Source organism: Indioceanicola profundi (assembly GCF_003568845.1).
Classification (GTDB): Bacteria; Pseudomonadota; Alphaproteobacteria; order Azospirillales; family Azospirillaceae; genus Indioceanicola; species Indioceanicola profundi.
The window spans coordinates 885,280-902,761 of sequence record NZ_CP030127.1; the positions used below are offsets into that span (position 1 = coordinate 885,280).

Below are 17,482 nucleotides of genomic sequence, written 5' to 3' on the forward strand. Positions count from 1 at the left end.
CGCATATCTACGGTCGAAGCCGGAACGAGCTGCATCCGCGTCCGTTCCGGCTGCGACAGCCGACCCGCTTCCCCGAGCCCTTTCAAGACACTTGGCCATGGCTGGCCCGGGATGCAGGCTTAGAACCTATTTCAGTAGGCAGACGAACTCCCAGACGGTGATGGCGCAGACGAAGTGGAGCATGGCTTCATAGGTGTCGGCGCGCTTTTCCCATCGGACGAGGATGCGGCGGTATCGGTTCAGCCAGGAATGTGCCCGCTCGATCATCCAGCGGCGGGGTTGGTGCGGGTGGGCGGGCGTTGCCGTGCGATCCTCACCCCTGCGGCGGATGTGGGTCGTGAGCCTGTAATCATACCCAAGCTGCCGCGGCCCGTCATAGTCGTAGCCCTTATCGAGGCAGAGATGCTGAGGATGCGCTGGGGTGGGCTCAGGCCGCGGCACGACAACAGCCTCAAGCGTCTGCTCCAGCAGCTTGAAGTCGATCACGTTGGCGCCAGCGACCGCGAGGCCGAGGGGGAGGCCGCGTCCATCGGTCAGCAGGGACCGCTTGGTGCCCAGCTTGGAGCGGTCGGTCGGGTTGGGGCCGACTTTTTTCCCCGCCCAACGGTGCCTTGGTCATTGCTCCGTCTGCCGACATCCAACTCCAATCAATCCCGACCAGGCCGTCATAGGCCAGCAGCCCCTCACGCCAGAAGGCCTCGAACACACCGGCCTCGGTCCATTCGCGAAAACGGCGGTAGGCGGAAGATGGCGAACAGATGCCGGTGGCTTTGAGCGCCTGCCACTGACTACCCGTGCGCAGGACAAAGAAGATCGCGTCCATCGCGGCGCGATCTGGAACCCGCGGATTATGGCAGCCCAGCGGATGCGCTGGACGCTCCGGCAGCAGCGGCTCCATGCGCCACCAGAGCTCATCCGGCAACCGCCAGCCATCGTCCTGGACCAATCTCCCCATCGTGACCTCCACCCGTTGAAGAGCAAAAGTCCAACAGCCCAGATACGGCAAGCTCCCTACTGGAATAGGCTCTTAGCTGAGGAAACTGGTGGCGATTGCCTACCGGGCTCTGACGTCGTTGGTTATACTGGCACATCCCGGGGAATGTGCTGCGCAACTGTGTGGCGGCCTGTATCAAGTCCAGGCTTCTTTGCCATGTGCCGAACTGTCCTGACATGCAAGAGGACGAGGACGCACCGAGCTTCTTCTTCCTTTCCATTCGGCTTACCGCTCACGTCCAGTGCGCCCGACCCCTTAGACGGGAATACTGGAAGGGGCAGCTCCTTCTTCCAGCATGGATTCCGAGTTTTACATGCCGGGCTGGGATGTACGCCGTCGCCTCGGATGTAATCCCACGGACTCCATTGCGCTCCCCGCGGCACCATGCGCAATCATTTGACGTGTGCACCCGTCTGCCGAGCTGTCCTGACAAGCAGCTTGAACGGGCCGCGTTGGCGGCCCAGGCAGAGGGGGCTCTTTCATGAAACGGCGTAGTTTTCTTAAGCGCGGTCTGCTGTCAGGGGCGGTGGCGGCTGGCGCCGCTGTATCGCCGCTGGGTCTGCGCCAGGGTTTCGCAGGCGACGATGACGTCCTGGAGGACATCCTGGACGATTTCGAAGGGCCCGAGATCCGTCTCGACATCGACGACGTCAAGCTTGAGCTGATCGATGGCAAGCGGGTGTTCATGTGGGCGTTCGGCCTGCATGACGATGCCCCGACAATCCCCGGTCCGGTGCTGCGCCTTGAGCAGGGCAAGACCTACCTGTTCGAGATCAGGAACCGGTCCACGTCGCGGCATTCCTTCACCATTCCCGGCATGGTCTCGCCCGATGGGCTGGCAGTTCATGTCGAACTGGAGGGCAAGGACGACAGCGACAATAGCAGGAAGTCCATCCTGGTCCTGGCCAAGGATTGCGGGGCCTTCCTGTACCAGGACGCCCTCAACGCTCCGATCGGCCGGGTCATGGGCCTGCACGGCTTCTGTGTCGTCGAACCCAAGGAGAACATTACGGTCGGCAACGGCAACATCCCTTACCCGACCAGCGTCGCGCCGCAGGCGGTGACAAGCCTGTTCGAGACGCTTGGCCTTGAAGGCAGCGTGTTTCCGGGAAATGGCTGGAAGGCCAAGTCCGATCGCGAACGGGAATGGATTTTCAATTCCGTCGATCCGCGCTGGTGCGACCGGTTCGAACAGGGTCAGGTCGTGAGCGCCGGCGAAGCCACCGACTTCAAGCCCCGCTATTTCACGCTGAACGGCAATAGCGGCTATGATGCCGCCCACGACCATGACTGCGTGCCGACAGGAACCATCGGTCAGCCGCTGATCCTCCGGACCGCGAATGCTGGCCTTGCCTGGCATTCCCCCCATATTCACGGCAACCATGTCTACGAGTTCAGCCGCCGCTCAGCCAAAGGCGAATTGAGGCTGCACGACAATATCCGCGAGATCGATACCTGGACCATGCCGCCGGGCGAGATCGCTGAACTTCTGCTGCCGTTCAAGATGCCGCCGGATATTCCGCTGTCCAAACGGCCGCCCAACGCGCAGGAGAAGTTCCCCTACTCGTTTCCCATGCACTGCCACAATGAGATTTCCCAAACCTCCGGCGGCGGCTCCTACCCGATGGGGCTGGTCACCGATTGGGTGATCACGGGTCCGTACAAGGGCTGATCCGCGCAACAGACCGCGCCAACGAGGACAATCATGACCGACATCATCATCTCGCATCCTGCGCACGATCCGGCGGCATTCGACGAGTTCGGCTGCCATGTCTATGCCGCCAGCCCGTCCACGCCCGACAAGCTGACGCCGACCAAGAGGTTCTTCCGCCAGGTATCCAGCTGGAACGTCACCATGGCGGATGGCAAGAGCGTGCCGTTCTGGGGGTTCAAGGACCCGAACGTCAGCGGCAGCGACAGCCCCTGGCCGTCCAAGATCATCCGCGTGAATGTCGGCGACATCGTTCATTGCAACATGAAGCCGTCCAAGGGCACCCATACCATCCATTGGCACGGGATCGAACCGACCCCGATGAATGATGGCGTCGGCCACACCTCCTTCGAGGTGAAGAGCGAATATACCTATCAGTGGCAGGCTTCTACGGCGGGCACCTATTTCTATCACTGCCACAAGAACACCGTGCTGCACTTCGAAATGGGCATGTACGGCATACTGATCGTGGACCCGAAGTCCAAGACCAAGAAGCTTTACGATCCGGAGGAGGGCGACAAACTTGGCGACGCCACCATCCCTGCCCGCTATCCGGCATATGACGCCGAGGGCATCTGGTGCTTTGACGATGTCGACCCCCGCTGGCACTTGTACGACCACGATGCCGGCATCTGCGGCGAAGACATCGGCATGGACCGGTTCGAGCCGAAGTATTTCCTGTGCAGCGGCGTGCCGAGCAACAAGACGCTCACCGACTCCCGCACGCTAGTAAAGGCCAAGGCCGGCAGCCCTGTGCTGTTGCGCATCGTCAATGCATCCTACAGCGAGCTGCGGATCACTTTCCCGAAGGATGTTCTGGTCGCTGAAGAGGACGGCCGCGTTTTCCGCACCAATCCCCTCAGGGGGAACTTCTCCAAGCCGTTCTGGACCAGAACGCTGAACCTGAGCACCGCCCAACGGTATTCCGTCTTCCTGGACGCGCCCGCGGCCGGCAGGTCGTGTGACGTGAAGACCGAGTTCCTGCACTGGTGCGACTACAACCGGGTCCAGGGCACGGTCACAACCCGGGTGCTGGGCACCTGACCCGCCCGGCAGGACGGGACGAAAACCGAAGAGGAGGAAGAGATGAAGGTCGCGCTGTCGGTTGCCGCTGTTTGTGCGCTCGGGCTTGTCGGGGCTGCAGCATTGCCGCAAGGGCTGATCCCCGGTTGGGGATCAGCCTCCGAGCAGGTTGAAGCTGCCGGAACAACCGCCCACGGTCATGAAGAACGGGAACACCGCAGCGCGGCCCGTGAAGAGCTGGAGCGTCAGGGGATCACCGTCAAGAACGGCGGAGCCAAGGTCACCAGGATCGAGCCGGAAACGGGCTACAGCCATGGGCATTGGCCGGAACCGTCGAGCCTTGGCGGCGACTTCTCACTGGTCACGCACAAGGGGCAGCCGGTGACGCTGGACAGCTTCAAGGGCAAACCCAGCGTGATCTTCTTCGGATATGCGAAGTGCGACGATATCTGCCCCTTCAGCGTGCAGCTGATGGGCGCGGCCCTGGATGCCATGCCGGACAAGGGAGAGGCGATCAACGCCCTTTTCGTCAGCTTCGACCAGAAATACGAGACGCGGGAAGATCTGGCCCGCTTCATGGCCAAATCGCATCCCAAGCTGGTCGGGCTGACCGGCACCCGCGCCCAGGTCCATGAAGTGTCGGCCAAGTTCAAGGTCCACCGGGAAATGATGCCGCATGTCATGTGGAAGAGCGCGGACGAGCCGGGCTGGCGGCATACGTCGCACTACTACCTGCTCTCCGCGGAAGGGAATGTGGTCGACTATGTCTACCCCACCATCTCGCCCGAAGAGTTGGCGCAGAAGCTGACTGATCTGGCGAACGGCATCATGCCGGTGCCCAAGGTGACGGCAGCCAATACGGCGCAGCATTAACAGTCGATTTGGGCGGAGGCTCCCGTCTGGCGCGCTCCGCCCCGAACCTTCCGCACTGGGGAATGGAAATGGGCAATATCGGCATCTGGCAGATCGTATTGGTTCTTCTGGTTTTCATGCTGCTCTTCGGTGCGGGCAAGCTTCCGCAGGTCGCAGCCGATCTCGCCAAGGGCGTGCGCGGCTTTAAGCGGGAACTCAATGGCGGCGAAGAAGCGGCCGCCGACAATGTGAAGCAGTCCTGAGGGCGGACCTGAACGTTCTCAGGCCCTCCTATAGTTCGTATAGTACCGAATGCCGCTGGACAGGCCCCGCCCTTCGACCTTTCATGGCCTCATGAACCGCCGCCCCCCCATATCCCGAAACACCATGCGCAAGGCTGCCCACTGGCTGCTGCTTTGCGCGTTGATGGTCCAGGCCTGGGTGCCGGCAGGCTTCATGCCCGATATCGGCCGCTTGGCCGAAGGAGGGTTCCCCCTGGTCCTCTGCACCAGGATCATCCAGTCCGGTTCCGCACAAGAAAGCGCCGTGGCCGCGGACCATGACCATGGTCCGGACATGCATGCCGGCCATCATGACGCCGGTCATGCACCGGCGGAGATGGCGCCGGTCGGTCCCTGCCCGTTTGCCACCATGGCCGGGGCCGCGCTGCCGGTTCTGCTCTATGCGCTTCTTCTGCTGGTGGTCTGGCCGCGCTCACCGGTTCCAAAACCGCCCCGCACGGATGTGCGCCGCCCGCTTGCCCGTAGTGCGGACTGCCTCGCCCGCGGACCGCCCGGTCCGGCAGTTTCGGTCGCCTGAGCCGGCCACCGGCAGGATCTGCCCCGGCAGACACCCGGCCGCCCGCCTGCCTCGGCTGCGATCCCCATGACAGCCACCAAGCACCCGGCCTTTCAGCGCTGGCGCACGATGCCGCGCGCGGCGGGCTGTGTGCACCCTGGGTATCCCACCGTGCGAGACTGCGATGACTTCCCGACCGCATCTGTTCCTGCGGGCTTCACTGGCCGTTCTAGGCCTGAGCCTCACCACGCCGGCCCGCGCCGAAACACCCCCACGTACGGCCGCATCGGCCAACGACGCGTCCTTCATCATCGATGAGCTTATCGTGACCGGGTCGCGCATCCGGTCCAGCGCCAACGTCTTTACCTCTGTCGACGCCATCGGCGCTGACCAGATCGAAAGGCAGAGTGTCGACAATGCGTGGGAACTGCTGGGCCGTATGCCGGGCGTCCTGCTCACCGATTTCAACCAGGGCACGACCTCCGGCAAGTTTTCGTTCCGCGGTTTCAACGGCGAAGGCGAGATCAATGCCGTTAAGCTGCTGATCGACGGCATTCCCAGCAACAGCAATGACGGCAACATGCCGTTCATCGACATGGTGTTCCCGCTGGAGCTGGAATCCATCGAGACCGTCCGCGGGACCACCGATCCCCGCTGGGGCATCTACAACATCGCCGGCAGCGCCGACATGCGCACCAGGACCGGCGGCGACTATCTGCTGGCCCGCCTGACCGGCGGCAGCTACGGCACTGCAGAGGCGCAGGTCGTCGCCGGGGCCGAGGCCGGCGGGTTGAGCCAGAACTATATGTCCGCTTATCGGCAATCCAACGGCTACCGCGACCATGCGGAATTCGACCGGGTTAGCGCAGCCGGCAAGTGGTTCTACGCGTTGAACGGCGGCGCGACCAGGATCGGGGCCATCGCACGCTACGCGCAGAACAGAGCGGAGGAGCCGGGCTATCTGACATTCGAGGATTCCAGAACGACGCCGCAGCTTTCCTACCCCTTTTCGGAGACGGATGGCGGGCGACGGCACCTCGGCCAGTTCAGCCTGCATCTGGACGCCGACATTACCGATGAGTTGGATGCATCCGCCAAAGCCTATGTGAACCGCTTCAAGGACCGGCGCTGGGTTCAGTTCTCAGCCGATGTCGCCCAGCAGGAGCGGATTGCCGACGAGTGGCATTGGGGCGGCGTTGCGGCCGTGCACTACACGCCCTCGATCAGCTTCCTGCACGGTCTGACCATTGAGGGCGGTGGAGACTTCCAGATCCAGGAGAATGAAAGCCTGCGCTATCTCACCGCCCAGCGGGAGCGCACGCGTCAGACCCGCGATCAGAGTTTCGATTTCGACATCTATGGCGGTTATGTGCAGGCCGTTATCGAACCTGTCAGCTTTCTGAAGATCGGCCCGGCCTACAGGATCGACGTGCTCGACGGCTCCTTCCGGGACGGTCTGACCGGTGGGCGCTACGAGATCAACGACTATGGCGTCATCGAGCAGCCGAAGCTGAGCGCCGCGCTCACGCCCATCGATGGCATCGTGCTCTACGGCAACTGGGGACGCACCTTCCAGACCGGCGTCGGATCGGGCGCCTACAAGGTCCCACCGCGCACCGCCGATCTGGAACCGTCAATCAACGAGGGCTGGGAAGCGGGCGTCAAGCTCACCCATGGCGACTGGGTGGAAACGCGTTTGGCCTATTGGGAGCAGACAGCCTCCGGCGAGGTGCGGCGGCGCTTGAACGACCCGCTCGGCGATTTCGACAATCTTGGCCGTACGAAGCGGGAGGGCATCGATGCACAGATCAACCTCCACCCGTGGGAGGCGGTCGAGCTATGGCTTGCCTATGCGTGGCAGCGCGCCCTGATCGTGGAGCCGGACCCGGCCTCCCCGGCCACCCGCGGCAACCGGATCGACCATGTTCCGGCGCACCTCGTCTCGGGCGGGGTGGATGTCCAGGTCACGCCCTTGCTGCGCCTCTCCCTCTGGGGAAACGGGCAGAGCAGCTACTATCTGGAGCAGACGAATACGGCGGGACGGTTCGGCGACTACGTCCTGCTGCATGTCGAGGCGGCGTACCGGATCAGCGAATCCCTCGAGGCATCCATCCAGGTCAAGAACCTGACGAACACCTACTACGGATATGTCTGGTGGGACGGCGCGCAGAGCCTGCACTCGCCGGGCGACCGGCGGGCCGTCTACGGCACCCTTGGCCTTCGGTTCTGACGGGAGACAGAGATGAAACCCTGTTCCGTCGATGGCAAATCCGCTACGCCGCGCCGCTGGTTGCGCAGCTTCTGGCGTCTGGCCCACCTTTATCTCGGCCTGTCGACTGGCGCCTTGTTCGTCCTGGCCGGAATCACCGGCAGCATTCTGGTCTATTACGTCGAGATCGACCGCTGGCTGAACCCCGAGATACGGGCCGTGGCGTCCAATGCCCGCCCTTCCTCCTACGAGGACGTGTTCCGTGCTCTTCAGCAGTCTGCGCCCGAGCGAATCGGCGCATGGCGCATCGAAGTGACGGAAAGCGGCGGGGCCATTCCCGTACGCTTCTACAAGCCGTCGGAGAGGGCCGGACACGGCTTCAGCCCCTTGATGGCCTGGGTCGATCCGGAAACGCTGGAGGTGGTGCGCAGCACCTTCTGGGGCGACTACGCCATGACCTGGATCTACGACCTGCACTTCCGCCTGCTCCTGGGACCGGCAGGGGCCACCATCATGGGGATCGCGGGGCTGGTCCTGTTGGTTCTGATGCTGAGCGGCGTGTATCTCTGGTGGCCCGCTAGAGGGAAATGGCTGTCCGGCCTGACGGTCAAGGCCAGGACGTCGCCGCAACGACGGATCTATGACATCCACAAGGTAACGGGCGTGTACGGGCTGGCGGTGCTGCTGGTCCTTGTCCTGACGGGCGTGGTGCTGAGCCTGCCCGGAACAGTGCGCCCGCTTCTGGACCGGATGTCCCCCCTGCACGCGCCCTCGGCCGTGTCGCAATGGGTGCCTGGGGCGGAGCGGATCGCGGTGGACATGGCTATGCGCATCGCGCAGGCGCGGTTCCCGGGGGCCGAGCTGGCATGGATCGAGACTCCGGCCGGCCCCAACGGAACCTTCCGCATCAATCTCTGGCAGGAGGGAGAGCCGAGCCGGCGCTTCCCGCGCACCAATGTCTGGATCGATCCGTCCTCCGGTCACATCCTGGATGTGCGCGACGGCCGCAATGATAGTGCAGGCGATACCCTGCTCGCCTGGATGCACCCGCTGCACAGCGGGGAGGCGTTCGGTACAGCGGGCCGTTTGCTGATCCTGCTGTCCGGCATCCTGCCGGTGCTGCTGTTCGCGACCGGCTTGGTCCGGTGGCGGCAGAAGCAGGACGGTCGCAGCACTGCCCGCCTGAAGTCCGTCGCATCCGAGGTCCGGCCGAAGTCGCACCGCGGTCCAGAAATCCGTGCTTCTGTCACCCCCGAACAGGCTTCCCAAGCGGGTTAGCCCATAAACGGCCAGAAAGAACAGCGCAACGCAGATCGTCCTATGGGCATGCCGGGGCGATTACGGTGCAAGCGCATCCCGTCCGGCAAATGGATCTTGGAATGTCATTGCCAGAGAAGGGTACGCAGAGATGACGAATCCTCGTGTCTTCATTTCCTCCGATATTGGCGGAAGCGACAAGGACGATGATCAATCTCTTGTCCATGCACTTCTTTATGCCGATGACCTGCGAATTGAAGGCCTGGTGTCTTCTCCTGCACCCCATGGCGGTCGCGCCAAGGACATCCATGAGGTGATCGATGCCTACGCCAAGGATTACGCGAACCTCAAGAGCCACTCCTCGGACTATCCCACGCCGGACTATCTGCGCTCAGTGACGCACCAGGGTTCGACCAGCGCCCAGCCCTCGGCCGGCTATTCCAACTCCACCGCCGGTTCGCGCGCCATCGTTGAGGCCGCCCGCGAGGGGTCGGCGTCCGATCCGCTCTACATCCTGACCTGGGGCGCCATGACCGATGTCGCCCAGGCGCTGCATGATGCGCCGGACATCGTGAACAAGATCCGCCTGCTCTCGATCGGGGCCACCAACACGACCTTCGACAAGAACGCCCGCGACTACATCTACAACAACATGGATAAGGGCGAGGCGTTCGAGAACCTCTGGTGGGTCGAGAACAACTCCACCTTCCGCGGCATGTACGCCAGCTCCAGCGGCGCCAACGATCCCTCGATCCACAATGGCTGGATCGACGCCAATGTGAAGGGCCATGGCGCGCTCGGCGAATACTTCGCCAGGATGAGCGTGGATCTTTACGGGGCCGGCTCTGTCGATGGCCTGAAGATGGGCGACACCCCCTCGCTCATGTACCTGCTGGACAATGCACAGAAAGGTGATCCTAGCGACGATGGTTGGGGCGGCAGCTTCAAAAGGACGGGGCACGCGGACAACTACTGGACGGACAGCGAGTCCGGCGGTGACAGGCTGGGCTCCTACAATGGCGCCAAGACGGTCTATGAGCACCGCAACGAGTATCTGAAGGACTTCGCCGCCCGTCTGGACCGCGCCAAATCCTCGGGCGACAACAAGGATGAGAGCCCGGCTCCGGCTCCGTCAAAGCCTGCTCCGGCGCCGCCGCCGGAACCGGAGGCATCCCCGGACATGCCGAAGCCGGAGCCGGAGAAGGAACCGCCCCCGCCCCGTGAGCCCGAGATGGCGGTCGCGAGGATCTCCGTCGGCAGAACTGAAGCCGAGGACCTCGACCTGTCCGAGAGTTATGAGGTCGGAACTGACAGCAGGGCATCCGGTGACATCTTTGTCGAACTCTCCGGCAATGGCGCGCTCTCGGGCGCGTTCTCAGGCCCGTCCGATCGCTATGATGTGAGTTTCGGTTTCCGGAACGGCAATAGCGATACCGTTCCCTTCACCGTGCGCCTTAATCTCGACAAAGGCGATGTCCTGAACCTCTCCGCCACCCACTGGCGTGGCGACTTCGCCCGGCTCGACTGGCTGGACATCAGGAAGGCGGAGGGGAACACCCCGGACTCCGATGGCTCCGCTGTCAGCGATTGGATGCAGGTCGACAGCGCCGCCAGCTTCCTCCTAACCGTCGATGAGAAGAACGCTGCTGCCTGGGCTGTGGCAAACGGCAGTCACCCCGCCGAACCGGAGGAAGGAACCGACCCTGAGGAGGAAAGCGAGCTTCCCCCCGTCACCTGGATCGGCGTCGAGGCCACTGGGCTGCCGGGCGAAGACGCCGTCATCACGGTCGGCGGCACCGAAGCAGAGACGCTCGATCTGGAAGAATACAAGGTCGAAGGGCGCGGAAGCGCGTCCGCCGGTTCGTCCATCACGGTGGATGGAAGCGGACAGGCATCCGGAGTCTTCTCCGGCCCACCCGGCAGATACGATCTGAGCGTCGGCTATATCAATGAGGATGATGGGGAGGCCACCTGGACGGTTCTGATCAACGGTGAAAAGGTCGACAGCTGGATTGGAACAGGCGGCAGAAACAGCACCGAATTCCGCAAAATAGCGTTGGATCTGCTGCCCGGCGACAGGATCATCCTGGCCGGCGAGGCTGACGGTTCGGAATATGCCCGCTTCGATTCCGTAACCATCGACCCGGCCTGGGGCTCCGCCATCACGGAAGGAAGAACCGAAGCGGAGACGCTGTCACTCGGCGGCGGCTACATTGTCGAAACGCGCGGCGATGCCTCCGCCGGAAGCCTGATCATGGTGGATGGCAGCGGTCAGGCCGCCGGGATTTTCACCGGCGCTTCCGGCACTCATGAGATCACGGTTGGCTACCTGAACGAGGATAACGGAACCTCCAGCTTCGCCGTGCTGATCAACGGGGTAGAGGCGAACGCCTGGACCGGGACCGGCGGCAGCAACAAAGAATCGACGCGAAGCTTCACTGCCGACCTGAAGACAGGCGATACCATCACCCTGGCCGGCACGCAGGAGAGCCAGGAACGTGCCCGGTTCGACTGGCTGACTGTGGACCCCGTGGGTACGGATGTGCCGACGCCCAAGCCCGTGCAGAAACCAGAGTCGACGCCGGAGCCGGTGAAAGCCGAGCCTTCCGGTCTTCAGAACGGGGATTTCGACGCCTTCGCCTTTGTGGGTCAGTCGAACGCGGCCGGTCACTTCTTCAAGCGCGGCGGGGACCAGTCCGGCGGCTCGCTCGGCAGCGATGTGTTCGAGAAGACCCTGTCGGCCAAGCTGGACGGGGCGGTGAAGACCATCAACGCCGCCAGCTCGGGCAGCGGTTCGAACGAGAAGGTGGACGGTTCGAGCTACTGGTGGAACCTCAGCCAGGACAAGCCCGGCCCGGCGCTGCGCGAGGCCGTGTCCAAGATCAAGGCCGGTCTCGGCGGCAAGGATCTCGACGGCTTCATCTGGGCCCAGGGCGAGGACGACGCCCGTGCGGTCAAGAGCGACTGGAGCAACCTGTCCGAGGTGGTGAACGACTTCACCACCGCCACCAGGAAGGTGTTCGGCTACCTGCAGGACCAGTTCGGGGACGACCTGCCGATCTTCGTCCAGGAGCTGGGCGCCTTCCGCCAGGACAATGCCTGGCTGGACGGCCCCGTCGGGGCGCTGGACAAGCTCCGCGAGGCCCAATCCAAGCTGATCTCCGGCATGGATGACGTGTATCTGGGCGCAAAGACCGCCGGTCTAGCCGCCTATGACGACATTCACTTCAACAATGCCTCGTACGGCACGATCGCGATGCGTCTGGCCGACAGCGTCGCCGTCGAACTGGTCGGTTTTCGTGGCGTTGCCGCTGTCGGCGACGCGTGAGAATGGAAACGGGGCGGCGTCGCAACGCCGCCCCGGTCCAGGTCCGTGCCGCCGTTACTCGGCGGCCCGGCTCTGCGCCTGCTGACCCATGTTCCGCATTCCGCCAAGTACCTCTTCGGCCGTAGCCTTGTGGTTCTTGACGGAGCTCGTCCACTGGCCCCAGACGGTCGGGTCGATCTTGTCGCCGTTATTACCCAGATTCTGCAGACGGCGCTTATCATCTTCGGTCAGCACCTGCTTCGGCAGGGGCTGGAGGTGACGTACATCATCGGCGGAGATACCGAGCATCTCGCCCACCCGGTTGCCGTAATCGTCATGCACCAGCAGGAAATGCCAGATCATGCGTTCCTGCACGTCGCGTTCGCACTGCCCCAGCAGCGTGCCCATGTTCAGCACCAGATCGTCCCGCTCCCAATCCATCATGGTGCAGAAGCGGCCGCGGGCCTGGGAATAGTCGTTGCGGCGTTCGAGGACGCTACGGGTCAGGCGGCCACGGATTTCCGGCGAATTGTTCGGCTCTTCTCGCGGCGCTTCCATTAGGCCATTATGGATCGACGGTTCGAAGTTGATGTGCGGATTCTGGCCCGGTGCGAGGTCCCGGTAGAAGGACATCTGCCCGCCTACCTGATTGGTCGCCACCCGGGCATTCTTGGGGGCGTTGACCGGGAGCTGGAGATAGTTCGGGCCGACCCGGTAACGCTGGGTGTCGGAGTAGGAGAAGGTGCGGCCGACCAGCATCTTATCGTCGGAGAAGTCCAGACCGTCCACCAGCACGCCCGTGCCCATGGCGATCTGCTCATTCTCATTGAAGTGATCCTCCACATTGCGGTTCAGCGTCATGACGCCGATCTTGCGCAACGGGAAATCCTTCTCCGGCCAGATCTTGGTGTCGTCCAGCGGGTCCCAATCCAGCTCGGGGTGGTCATGATCCTCCATGATCTGGACGAACACATCCCACTGCGGGTACTCGCCCCGCTCGATGGCCTCGTACAGATCCTTGGAGGCGGAGCCGAGGTCCTGGCCCTGCACCTTGGCCGCTTCCTCCGCCGTCAGGCTGGCAATGCCGCAGCGGGGATGGAAATGGTACTTCACCAGCACGGTCTCGCCCTGGGCATTGACCATCTTGTAGGTGTTTACGCCGAAGCCTTCCATGTGCCGGTAGCTGGCCGGAATTCCACGCGGGCTGAACAGGTGCGTCAGCATGTGCATGGACTCGGGCGTCTGGCTCATGAAGTCGAAGATCCGGTTCGGCTCCTGGCGGAAGGTCACCGGGTCAGGCTTCAGCGAGTGGATCACGTCCGGGAACTTGATGGCGTCGCGGATGAAGAACACCGCCAGGTTATTGCCGACAAGGTCCCAATTGCCGTCTTCGGTATAGAATTTCACGGCGAAGCCGCGCGGATCGCGGGCGGTTTCCGAAGAATCGCGCCCACCGATGACGGTCGAGAAACGAATGGCCAGCGGTGTCTTCTTGCCGGCCTGCTGGAACAGCTTGGCGCGGGTGTATTTGGACGCCGGCTCATCCCCGATCTTGCCGGTGGCCTCGAACTCGCCATAGCAGACGAAGCCGCGGGCATGGACCACGCGCTCGGGAATGCGCTCGCGGTCGAAATGGGAGATCTTCTCCAGGAACTGATAGTTCTCCAGCGTGGCCGGACCGCGGCTGCCGACCGTCCGCTGGGACTGGTTGTTGGTGATCGGATGTCCCTGCCGGTTGGTCAGGACGCGCTCCGAGCCGTTCGGCGATCCACCCATTCCGGAGCGGGGCTCGTTGGGGCTCTTGTCCATTGTCTCCTCCATGACGTTGTCGGCAACACCGAGATCGGTATCCGGCCAGGCTCCGAACCGCCTCGCGGGCGGCAGGACATGCAACAACCGGCCAGGAACGTAATCGACCCTCTGCATGCCGCGGCGTGGCATTGCAGTGTCTCAATCCCATCGGCGCAGCCCGCCGACAGATTAGAATTATTCTAAAGAATGGCTGTCAAGGAACCTTGGCCTGTGCCATCCTTAATTGCCCGTGCACGGCCGTTCTGACCGGACCTGCCTCTTTCGGCGGGCCATTCATACCGTGCAACGGCAGCCGGCAGCTTCCGGCTCGGCCCATTGTCAGTCGGGCTACGCAAGTTCCGGCCATCCGGAAACAGTCGGGATCGGCATCGGTCCCGTAGGTTCCGGCAAATAAACGGGCAGTCGCCGGCTGCCGGATAATCCAATGGGAGGTTCGGTGATGGTTCAGCCGATTGCCCTCAACGCTCACCGGGAAATCGCCGCCTTTGCCGAGACGGTGGCCGATATCTGCCGTCGGCGCCTGTGCGAGCGTCCGTTCGATCCCGTGCCGCTGGAGCACATCATGGCCCAGACCATGGAGACCCGTCCGCGCGTCGAAGCCGCCGTCACGTGGCTTGAACGGGAGGAGCGCCTGCACCTCGGCCACTATGTCATGCGGTCGCGCCCACATGTGGCCGTGGACGCGGTGGACAGGATCGACGATGTCGTGATCAGGCTCAAGGAACGCGGAACGGCGGGCGGTTGATGCCGCTCGGCATTCCGCGCGGGTGCCGGTCAGACCAGCGCGCCGTCAGGCGCTTTCTCCTCGGCGGCGACAAGGCGGGATGCGGGGAACACCAGCGCCGCCGTGGTTCCCAAGCCGGGCATGCTCTCGATCAGCAGCTCGCCGCCATGCAGGTTGATCAGGCTGCGCGTCAGCGGCAGGCCCAGGCCCGTGCCCTGGTGCCGACGGGCAAGGCTTCCGTCGACCTGCCGGAACGGCTCCAGCGCCACCGGCACGTCCTCCGGCCTCATGCCGCATCCCGTATCGACGACCTCGATCCGCAGATGCTCCCCGACCGATGCGCGCACAGTGACCTGCCCCCCGGCCGGCGTGAACCGCACCGCGTTCGACAGCAGGTTCAGCAACATCTGCCGTAGGCGCTGAGCATCCGCGATGAGCCGGGGCGGATTGGCCGGCAGGTCGATCCGAAGGTCCACGCCAAGGGTGTCCGCATCCGCCTGGACCATGCGGACCGCCTCGCTCACGGCGACAGCGATCTCGAGCGGCTCCGGCTGAAGTTCGAGCCGGTTGGCCGCCACCTTCGAGAAATCCAGAACATCCGAAACAAGCCCGAGCAGATGATACCCGCTGGCATGGATGTCGGCGGCATAGCCCCGGTACCGCTCGGGAAGCGGTCCCCATACGCCGTCGCGCATCAGTTCGGAAAATCCGATGATCGCGTTCAGCGGCGTGCGCAGCTCGTGGCTCATCGTCGCGAGAAACAGGGACTTGGCTTCGCTTGCCGCCTCGGCGGAGCGCAACGCCTCCTGCAAGGCCGATTGCGTCTGCTGCCATGCGCGCAGGACCCGCGCCGCCAGCACAAACACCAGCACCACCACGCCGAGGATGCCGGTGACCAGGAACTCCATCAGTTCGGTACCCGGGGTCGACGGCGCCCAGCTTAGATGTCCCGCAACTCGGCCGTCGATAGCTTCGAGCGGCAAATGCACGTCCGCATCGCTGTTCGCGTCCGCCCAGTGCAGATTGGTGATCATGAACTGGTCGGCGATCTTGTCGAGAACCCGGCCGTCGATCTCCTTCACGACCAGCAGCACCCCCCGCCCGGGCGGCTGCATCTTCACCTCCCAATGCGTGAAGGGGCTGGCGATAATGAAGTTCGGCTTTCCACCCACCACGATGATGCCGCTCACCGGGACAACGTCGGTCAGCGAGGACTTCCGTGCTTCCGCTGCCAATGCTGCCGCCTCCGGGCCAAGATAGCCCAGCGCATCCTCGCCCACATGGTCCGGTCCGACCGAGGCGAGGATCGTCCGGTTGACCTCATCAAGAATGAAAACGCCGGTGAGGTGGTAGCTTTCGGCCAGCGCCTCGCCAAAGTTCGACCAAGCCCAGTCTATGTCCTTCTGGACGAAGACCCGGTCGACCGCATCCCCCCACCAGCTGTAGCTTACGGCGACGTCGGCCAAAGTCCTGAGCTCCGCGCCCACGGCGGAACGGACGAGGTGAGCCTCGTTCCGGAGCGATATCCGGTTCTGGGCGTAGGAAGCGAAGTAGACGAGAGCGCAGACCAGAACCGCGGCAAGCGCCAGGATCTGCGCAGCCGGGACCAGCAGGTTGGTTTCGGTATGGCCGGAAGCCGGCAGGCTTGGTCTTGGCCATCCCGGAAAATTCAACACGCCCCCCTCCGCACGGCCAGCTTTCTGCGCACCGTATCATTCTGGGGTATAGTTAGACTTTGAAATTGATAATCCGTAAATCCAGTTCCGATATGCTGCCCCGCCGGACGTGCGAAAGCAGCGGCACAATGCCTCCACGGCCCGGATCAGGCCGTCCGCATCCCGCCTAGAAATGCCTCGATCTGTTGAGAGACAAGTTCCGGCTTCTCATGCTGCAGCCAGTGGCTGGCATCCTCCACATGGAGAATTCGGGCCTGATCGCACAAGGCCCCTGCCGCCTCGGCCAGACCGGGTTCCAGGAAGCGGTCGCAATCGGCCCACAGGATCAGGACCGGAGGGCGGACCCTTACAGTCGGCGGCGCCACGCGACGGCGCAGGGCACGGTACCAGTTCAGCATGGCCGTCAAGGCTCCCGGCCTGGACCAAGCCTCGCGATAGCGGGCAAGGTCGGCGGCATTGAAGGTGCCTGGCCGGCTCGTTCCCGTCAGCGCCTGCTCGGCCAGCCGGAAGCCCTGCCACCGGATCAGCAGTTCGGGCAGCTGCGGAATCTGGAAGCCCAGCACGTATAGGCTGCGTACCGCCTGCGTGGGGTGCTGCCTGGCGTAAGGCCGCATCGTTGCGGGGTGCGGCGCATTCAGGATGACAAGCCGCTCCACCCGGTCCGGCGCTGTCAGCGCCACCCACCAGGCGACAATGCCGCCCCAGTCATGCCCCACCACGGCAAAGCGGTCGCACCCGGATCGGTCTGCCAGACGCAGCACGTCGGCGGCTAGCCGGTCGGCCGTATAGGCAGCAATTCCCGGCGGCTTGCCACTGGTCCCGTAGCCACGCTGGTCCGGGGCCAGGACATGGTAACCAGCCTCCGCCAGCGCCCAGATCTGCCGTCGCCAGCCGTACCAGAACTCCGGAAATCCATGCAGCAGGATGACCAGCGGTCCGTTCTCCGGGCCGGCCTCGACGACATGGAGGTTGATGCCCGGCTCCACCTCGACCATGCGATGCCGCAGGCCAGGATCGTCCTCCGCCTTCCCTGCTTCGGCCAGGCCGTTCTGATACGTGCCGGTCACCACCCAGCCCTCCCCGCTGATCCAGGTCTTCCAACCGGGAACCGCGGAGTTT

13 protein-coding genes are annotated in these 17,482 nt (G+C 63.6%); 9 read left to right on the plus strand and 4 right to left on the minus strand.

Annotated features, from left to right (window positions below):
- Positions 1-126: 126 nt before the first annotated feature.
- A protein-coding gene (locus DOL89_RS20110) for an IS5 family transposase (RefSeq protein WP_119678677.1) occupies positions 127-955 on the minus strand; the annotation gives its coding sequence in 2 pieces (ribosomal slippage) (positions 127-585 and positions 587-955; 828 coding nt in all).
- Between the two features lie 520 nt (positions 956-1,475).
- On the opposite strand from DOL89_RS20110, the gene DOL89_RS20115 reads away from it, so the two are divergent.
- The 8 genes from DOL89_RS20115 to DOL89_RS20150 all read left to right on the plus strand — a co-directional run bounded on the left by DOL89_RS20115 (position 1,476) and on the right by DOL89_RS20150 (position 12,172).
- A complete protein-coding gene (locus DOL89_RS20115; protein ID WP_162937722.1) occupies positions 1,476-2,666 on the plus strand; it encodes a cupredoxin domain-containing protein in 1,191 nt (396 codons plus the stop codon).
- A 33-nt stretch (positions 2,667-2,699) separates the two neighbouring features.
- Positions 2,700-3,749 (plus strand): multicopper oxidase domain-containing protein, encoded by a 1,050-nt coding sequence (locus DOL89_RS20120; RefSeq protein ID WP_119681129.1) that lies wholly within the window; start codon positions 2,700-2,702, stop codon positions 3,747-3,749.
- A 42-nt stretch (positions 3,750-3,791) separates the two neighbouring features.
- Complete coding sequence (locus DOL89_RS20125) at positions 3,792-4,601, plus strand: SCO family protein (RefSeq protein WP_119681130.1); 810 nt, start codon at positions 3,792-3,794, stop codon at positions 4,599-4,601.
- A 68-nt stretch (positions 4,602-4,669) separates the two neighbouring features.
- The gene (locus DOL89_RS20130) at positions 4,670-4,843 is read left to right on the plus strand and encodes a Sec-independent protein translocase subunit TatA/TatB (protein ID WP_119681131.1); all 174 of its coding nucleotides are present in this window, start codon (positions 4,670-4,672) and stop codon (positions 4,841-4,843) included.
- A 124-nt stretch (positions 4,844-4,967) separates the two neighbouring features.
- Positions 4,968-5,399 carry a hypothetical protein gene (locus DOL89_RS20135; protein ID WP_119681132.1) on the plus strand — a complete coding sequence of 144 codons (432 nt, stop codon included), beginning with the start codon at positions 4,968-4,970 and terminating at the stop codon, positions 5,397-5,399.
- Between the two features lie 163 nt (positions 5,400-5,562).
- Positions 5,563-7,608 (plus strand): TonB-dependent receptor, encoded by a 2,046-nt coding sequence (locus DOL89_RS20140; RefSeq protein ID WP_119681133.1) that lies wholly within the window; start codon positions 5,563-5,565, stop codon positions 7,606-7,608.
- Between the two features lie 12 nt (positions 7,609-7,620).
- On the plus strand, positions 7,621-8,865 hold the full coding sequence (locus DOL89_RS20145) for a PepSY-associated TM helix domain-containing protein (protein WP_119681134.1): 1,245 nt from the start codon (positions 7,621-7,623) through the stop codon (positions 8,863-8,865).
- A gap of 130 nt (positions 8,866-8,995) precedes the next feature.
- Positions 8,996-12,172, plus strand: a complete 3,177-nt coding sequence (locus tag DOL89_RS20150) for a nucleoside hydrolase-like domain-containing protein (protein WP_119681135.1) — start codon at positions 8,996-8,998, stop codon at positions 12,170-12,172.
- A gap of 54 nt (positions 12,173-12,226) precedes the next feature.
- Here the strand turns inward: DOL89_RS20150 and DOL89_RS20155 are convergent, their stop codons facing one another.
- Entirely contained in the window at positions 12,227-13,960 is a 1,734-nt protein-coding gene (locus DOL89_RS20155) for a catalase (protein WP_404813505.1), read from the minus strand.
- Positions 13,961-14,402: 442 nt separating this feature from the next.
- On the opposite strand from DOL89_RS20155, the gene DOL89_RS20160 reads away from it, so the two are divergent.
- On the plus strand, positions 14,403-14,708 hold the full coding sequence (locus DOL89_RS20160; protein WP_162937723.1) for a hypothetical protein: 306 nt from the start codon (positions 14,403-14,405) through the stop codon (positions 14,706-14,708).
- A 29-nt stretch (positions 14,709-14,737) separates the two neighbouring features.
- Here DOL89_RS20160 and DOL89_RS20165 read toward each other — a convergent pair whose 3' ends face one another.
- Positions 14,738-16,363 carry a sensor histidine kinase gene (locus DOL89_RS20165; protein ID WP_119681137.1) on the minus strand — a complete coding sequence of 542 codons (1,626 nt, stop codon included), beginning with the start codon at positions 16,361-16,363 and terminating at the stop codon, positions 14,738-14,740.
- A 146-nt stretch (positions 16,364-16,509) separates the two neighbouring features.
- Positions 16,510-17,430 carry an alpha/beta fold hydrolase gene (locus DOL89_RS20170; RefSeq protein ID WP_318658544.1) on the minus strand — a complete coding sequence of 307 codons (921 nt, stop codon included), beginning with the start codon at positions 17,428-17,430 and terminating at the stop codon, positions 16,510-16,512.
- Positions 17,431-17,482: the final 52 nt, after the last annotated feature.

Excerpts from the sequence above, each read along its gene's own strand:
- DOL89_RS20150 (WP_119681135.1), top strand. The coding sequence starts at position 8,996 with ATGACGAATCCTCGTGTCTTCATTTCCTCCGATATTGGCGGAAGCGAC.
- DOL89_RS20120 (WP_119681129.1), top strand. The coding sequence starts at position 2,700 with ATGACCGACATCATCATCTCGCATCCTGCGCACGATCCGGCGGCATTC.
- DOL89_RS20115 (WP_162937722.1), top strand. The coding sequence starts at position 1,476 with ATGAAACGGCGTAGTTTTCTTAAGCGCGGTCTGCTGTCAGGGGCGGTG.
- DOL89_RS20140 (WP_119681133.1), top strand. The coding sequence starts at position 5,563 with ATGACTTCCCGACCGCATCTGTTCCTGCGGGCTTCACTGGCCGTTCTA.
- DOL89_RS20125 (WP_119681130.1), top strand. The coding sequence starts at position 3,792 with ATGAAGGTCGCGCTGTCGGTTGCCGCTGTTTGTGCGCTCGGGCTTGTC.
- DOL89_RS20155 (WP_404813505.1), bottom strand. The coding sequence starts at position 13,960 with ATGGACAAGAGCCCCAACGAGCCCCGCTCCGGAATGGGTGGATCGCCG.
- DOL89_RS20160 (WP_162937723.1), top strand. The coding sequence starts at position 14,403 with ATGGTTCAGCCGATTGCCCTCAACGCTCACCGGGAAATCGCCGCCTTT.
- DOL89_RS20145 (WP_119681134.1), top strand. The coding sequence starts at position 7,621 with ATGAAACCCTGTTCCGTCGATGGCAAATCCGCTACGCCGCGCCGCTGG.
- DOL89_RS20130 (WP_119681131.1), top strand. The coding sequence starts at position 4,670 with ATGGGCAATATCGGCATCTGGCAGATCGTATTGGTTCTTCTGGTTTTC.
- DOL89_RS20135 (WP_119681132.1), top strand. The coding sequence starts at position 4,968 with ATGCGCAAGGCTGCCCACTGGCTGCTGCTTTGCGCGTTGATGGTCCAG.